We start from the raw sequence: 4,898 nt of genomic DNA, 5'->3' as shown, positions 1-4,898 counted from the left end.
CCGGCGAAGTGCCGGGCGAACCGGTCGGTCTCGATGGTCGCCGAGGTGATGATCACCTTGAGGTCGGGTCGTCGGGGCAACAGCTCCCGCAGGTACCCGAGGATGAAGTCGATGTTGAGGCTGCGCTCGTGTGCCTCGTCGATGATCAACGTGTCGTACTGGCGCAGCATCCGGTCGGTCTGCAACTCGGCCAGCAGGATGCCGTCTGTCATCAGCTTCACCAGGCTGCGCTCGCTGACCTGGTCGGTGAAGCGCACCTTGTAGCCGACCACGTCGCCCAACTCGGTGCCCAGCTCGTCGGCGATCCGGTCGGCCACCGTCCGGGCGGCCAACCGCCGGGGCTGGGTGTGCCCGATCAGGCCGTGCACCCCGCGCCCCAACTCCAGGCAGATCTTGGGAATCTGGGTGGTCTTGCCGGAGCCGGTCTCGCCCGCCACGATCACCACCTGGTGATCGCGGATGGCCGCGGCGATGTCGTCCTTGCGCTCACTGACCGGCAGACCCACCGGGTACGTGATCACGGGCACCGCCGCCTGCCGGGCGGCGAGCCGCTGCTCGGCCCGGACCAGGTCGGCGGTGATCTCGGTCAGCGCCGCCTCCCGACGCTGCGGGTCGCGCAGCTTGCGGGCACCGTCCAGTCGCCGCTGGAGCCGGCGCTGGTCGCGGAACATCAGAGGTGTGAGGCGGCGGTGCAGCTCGCGAACGGGGTCGGACGCGACGGAGGCGGTTGGATTCTGCATGTCGTGCCCAAGGATAGGCAGCCCGGCGGCGCAGCGCCCCTGGGTTACCGAGCGGCCGGCTCTCCGACGGCCACCTCCGGTCCCTTGACGGGCACGGGCGGGTCCTAGAGTTGGCGGCCGACGTCGAGCGCTGGGGGAGCCGGATGGAGATGCGCGACACCGACCGCGCGTTGGTGCAGGCCGCCACCGCGGTCTCCAAGCTGCGTTGCCGCAGCCCGCACCACACTGTCGCGTCGGCGGCCCGGACCGTGGACGGGCGGGTCTTCACCGGCGTGAACGTGCAGCACGCCACCGGAGGGGTCTGCGCCGAACTCGTCGTCATCGGCACGGCCGCCACGCAGGGCGTCACCGCGTTGGAGACGATGGTCACTGTCGCCGACCGTGGCCGCGAGGTCGTCGCGCCCTGTGACCGGTGCCGGCAGGTGCTGCGGGACCACTTCCCGCACCTGCGGGTGGTCGTCGGCCCGATGGACGCCCCGCGGGTGGTCCCGATCGGGGAGTTGCCCGCGGAGGCCGGCAGCGGCTCGGCCGGCTGACCGGGCCCGGGTCAGTCCCCGGAGGCCGCCTCCAGCATCGACTGCTGCACCGGCACGCTCTCGAACCGCAGGGTGCCCTCCGGAAGCAGCCACGACGTGACCCGCGCGACCAGGCGACCGGCCCGCACGGCGGGGTCGTTGGCGAACAGCGCGCGTGCCTCGTCCGGGGCGATGGACAGCACCACGAAGCCCCGCAGCTGTTCGTCGTCGGGATGTAGGAACGGCCCGGCCGCGAGAACGAGGCCCTGCTGCACGAGGCCCGCCTGGTGGGCCAGGTGGGCGTCCCGCAACCTGTCGATCGCGTCCTGCGGCAGCTCCGGCGGATCCGACGGTCGGGTCAGCAGGACGACCGTGTGCTGGTCGAATCGCATGTCCACACCCTATGACGTGAATGTCCCTCTTATGGGTGTCATCTGCCATCTGTCCGCCCTGTGGTCGTCCGCGAATCTCATTCTCATATCGAGGTTCGAAGCGACTGGGAGGTGCGGCATGGTCACCAGACGTCGGCTGCTCGCGGCCGGTGCCACCGGCGGCGCGGCGGCGCTGATCCCAGCGGGCTGGGCGGCCTCGGGCCGGGCCCTCGCCGCGGTCGCGCCGCTGGACGTCCGGGACATCCCGAAGTACGTCACGCCGCTGCGGATCCCCCCGGCCATGCCGACGGTGGTCACCGATCCGGAGCGCGACACGTACGAGATCGCGGTGCGACAGTTCCGCCAGCAGATCCTGCCGCCGTCATGGCCGCGCACCACGGTGTGGGGTTACGGCTCCACCGCCCATCCCGGCAGCTTCGGTTACCCGGCGCCCACCATCATGGCGCGGGTCGGCCGCCCGGTACGGGTGACCTGGGTCAACCAGCTCGTCGACGACCGGGGCGACTACCTGCCGCACCTGCTGCCGGTGGACCCCACCCTGCACTGGGCCAACCCGGCCGGTGGCATCGAGCACCGGGACCACCACGGGCAGTGGGACGGCAGCCCGCGGGGCTATCGCGGCCCGGTGCCCCAGGTGGTGCATCTGCACGGTGGGCACAGCACGCAGGAGAGCGACGGACACTCCGAGGCGTGGTACCTGCCGGTGGCCCGTGACCTGCCGCCCGACTTTGCCGTGTCCGGCAGCGCGTACCGGGAGTTCCGGTCCCGGTTCGCCGAGCGGTCCGGCCTGCGCTGGGCGCCGGGCTCGGCCACCTTCGAGTACGCGAACGACCAGCGGTCGTGCACCCTCTGGTACCACGATCACGCGCTCGGGCTCACCCGGGAGAACGTCTACGCCGGGCCCGCCGGGTTCTACCTGCTCGGTGGTGGGGACGAGCTGCCGGAGGGAGTGCTGCCCGGCCCGGCGCCGACCCGCGCCGATCCGCCGAACGCCTCCTACCACGACATTCCGCTGATGATCCAGGACCGCAGCTTCACCGCCGACGGTGAGCTGCGCTATCCGACGAGGTACTCCGGCGGCGGCGACGGGCCACCGACCTGGGTGCCCGGTTTCTCCGGCTCCACGATCGTCGTCAACGGCCGCACCTGGCCCTCGTTGACGGTCCAGCGCCGTCGCTACCGGTTCCGGCTGCTCAACGGCTGCAACAGCCGGTTCCTGCTGCTCAGCGTGGCCGCCCACGCCACCGCGCGGCCGGCCCGGCCGGTGCTGCCGGTATGGCAGATCGGCAGCGACGGCGGTCTCCTGCCCGAGCCGGTGCCGCACGAGCGGGTCACCCTCGGCCCGGCCCAGCGGGTCGACGCGATCGTCGACTTCACCGACGTGCCGGCCGGCACCGAGCTGTACCTGGTCAACGAGGGGCCGGACGGGATGTACGGCGGCGGTCGGCCCGGGGTGGATTTCGACCCCGCCGACCCGCACACCACCGGGCAGGTGCTGCGCTTCGTGGTCACCGACGCGGCCGGCGCGGATTCGAGCGTGCCACCGGAGCAGTTGCGGCTGCCGTCGCACCCGCGCCTCGGCCAGGCCCAGCGGGTACGCCGACTGTCGCTCAACGAGCGGATGTCCGGCGGTTCGATGATCATGCTGCTCGGCGTCCTCGACGAGCGCGGCCGGGGTCTGCCGTTGCGCTGGAGCGACCCGGTGACCGAGCAGCCGTCGCTCGGCGACACCGAGGTGTGGGAGGTGCGCAACTTCACCCGGCACGTGCATCCGGTCCACCTGCACCAGGTCCAGTTCGAGCTGCTCGGCCGGGGACACTCGGGGCGGTCGCTGCCCGGCCCGGGGGACCGGGGGTGGCTGGACACGGTGCTCGCGTACCCGTGGGAGGTGACCCGCATCAAGGCGCGCTTCGACCTGCCGGGTCGCTTCGCCTGGCACTGCCACCTGCTGGAGCACGAGGACAACGAGATGATGCGGCCACTCAACGTCCTGCCGCGCGGCGGCGCGGCGGCCGGGGACGGCGGCTCGCGTGACGTGCCGGAGTCGCCACGGGGCGTGCCGGAGGTGCCGGGTACGGCATCGACGGACGCCGGTTAGGCGCCTTTTCGCAGGTCGGCTAAGGTTAGGCGAACCTAAGCCCGATCGTGCAGGAGATTCGTGACCGCCCTCGCCAGCCGGCCGACCCGTGGTCGGACCAGCACCCGCACCGGGCGTCGGGTGACAGTCACCGCCGGGGCCGCGCTGGTGCTGCTGCTCACCGTGCTGGCCAGCTTCGCGCTCGGCAGCCGACAACTCGGCGTCGACCAGGTCTGGCACGCGCTCGTCGCGCCGGACGGCAGCGACGCCAGCACCATCGTCCGGGAGCTGCGGATGCCCCGGACCGCGCTCGGTCTCGCTGTCGGGCTCGCGCTCGCCGTGGCCGGGGTGCTGTTCCAGGCGCTCACCCGCAACCCCCTCGCCGAGCCGCGCATCCTCGGCATCAGCGCGGGCGCGTCGTTCGGGGTGGTGCTCGCGATCTCCGTCTTCGGCGTCGGCACGCTCGCCGGGTACGTCTGGTTCGGCATCGCGGGGGCTCTGATCGCCGGGCTGCTGGTCTTCGCCATCGCCACCCGCGCCCGCGAGGGCGCCAGCCCGGTCACCCTCGCGCTGGTCGGCGCGGCGCTCGACGCCAGCCTGGCCTCCGGGGTGTACGCGCTGCTCAGCATCGACGCCCGCACCTTCGAGGAGTACCGCTTCTGGGTGGTCGGCGGGCTGGCCGGACGGGACCTGTCGGTCGCCGCGCAGGTGCTGCCGTTCGTCATCGTCGGGTTGGTGCTCGCCGCCCTGGTGGCGCGGGGCCTGGACGCGCTGGCCCTCGGCGACGACGTGGCCCGTGGCCTCGGCCACCGCATCGGCCTGGTCCGCCTCGGTGGTGGCCTCGCCGCCGTGCTGCTGACCGGCGCCGCGGTGGCCGCCGCCGGACCTGTCGCGTTCGTCGGGCTGGCCGTGCCGCACCTGGCCCGTGCCCTGGTCGGCGCCGACCACCGCTGGACCCTCGCCGTCTCCGCCCTGCTCGGCCCGGCGCTGCTGCTCGCCGCCGACATCGCCGGTCGGCTCGTCGCTCCGCCCGGCGAAATCCCGGCCGGGATCGTCACCGCGCTGATCGGCGCGCCACTGCTGGCCGTCCTGGTCCGCCGCGCCCGGGTGGTGACAGCGTGACCACCACCCAGCGCCCCCCGGACCCCACCGACCCGCCCCGCCCGGCGAGCCC

The 4,898-nt window shown here is 73.0% G+C and carries 5 protein-coding genes; 3 read left to right on the top strand and 2 right to left on the bottom strand.

Features of this window, described 5'->3' with window-relative positions:
* The coding region (locus ABZ749_RS29470; RefSeq protein WP_357233514.1) for a DEAD/DEAH box helicase at positions 1-740 on the bottom strand (740 nt) is incomplete at its 3' end.
* A gap of 143 nt (positions 741-883) precedes the next feature.
* Between ABZ749_RS29470 and ABZ749_RS29465 the strand changes: the two genes are divergently transcribed.
* Positions 884-1,276: a cytidine deaminase gene (locus ABZ749_RS29465; protein ID WP_357233512.1), complete on the top strand. Its 393-nt coding sequence runs from the start codon at positions 884-886 to the stop codon at positions 1,274-1,276.
* Between the two features lie 11 nt (positions 1,277-1,287).
* Here the strand turns inward: ABZ749_RS29465 and ABZ749_RS29460 are convergent, their stop codons facing one another.
* On the bottom strand, positions 1,288-1,647 hold the full coding sequence (locus ABZ749_RS29460) for a YciI family protein (protein ID WP_357233510.1): 360 nt from the start codon (positions 1,645-1,647) through the stop codon (positions 1,288-1,290).
* A gap of 118 nt (positions 1,648-1,765) precedes the next feature.
* Here ABZ749_RS29460 and ABZ749_RS29455 point away from each other — a divergent pair, with 118 nt between their 5' ends.
* A complete protein-coding gene (locus tag ABZ749_RS29455) occupies positions 1,766-3,745 on the top strand; it encodes a multicopper oxidase domain-containing protein (protein ID WP_357233508.1) in 1,980 nt (659 codons plus the stop codon).
* A gap of 60 nt (positions 3,746-3,805) precedes the next feature.
* A complete protein-coding gene (locus ABZ749_RS29450) occupies positions 3,806-4,846 on the top strand; it encodes an iron ABC transporter permease (protein ID WP_357233505.1) in 1,041 nt (346 codons plus the stop codon).
* Positions 4,847-4,898: the final 52 nt, after the last annotated feature.

It is taken from the genome of Micromonospora sp. NPDC047753 (assembly GCF_040642735.1).
GTDB lineage: Bacteria > Actinomycetota > Actinomycetes > Mycobacteriales > Micromonosporaceae > Micromonospora.
Note: the sequence above shows the minus strand (reverse complement) of the source record. Positions and strands in the feature narration are given on the sequence as shown.

Bases quoted from the DNA above. Each gene is read 5' to 3' on its own strand.
- ABZ749_RS29465 (WP_357233512.1), top strand. From the start codon at position 884: ATGGAGATGCGCGACACCGACCGCGCGTTGGTGCAGGCCGCCACCGCG.
- ABZ749_RS29460 (WP_357233510.1), bottom strand. From the start codon at position 1,647: ATGCGATTCGACCAGCACACGGTCGTCCTGCTGACCCGACCGTCGGAT.
- ABZ749_RS29455 (WP_357233508.1), top strand. From the start codon at position 1,766: ATGGTCACCAGACGTCGGCTGCTCGCGGCCGGTGCCACCGGCGGCGCG.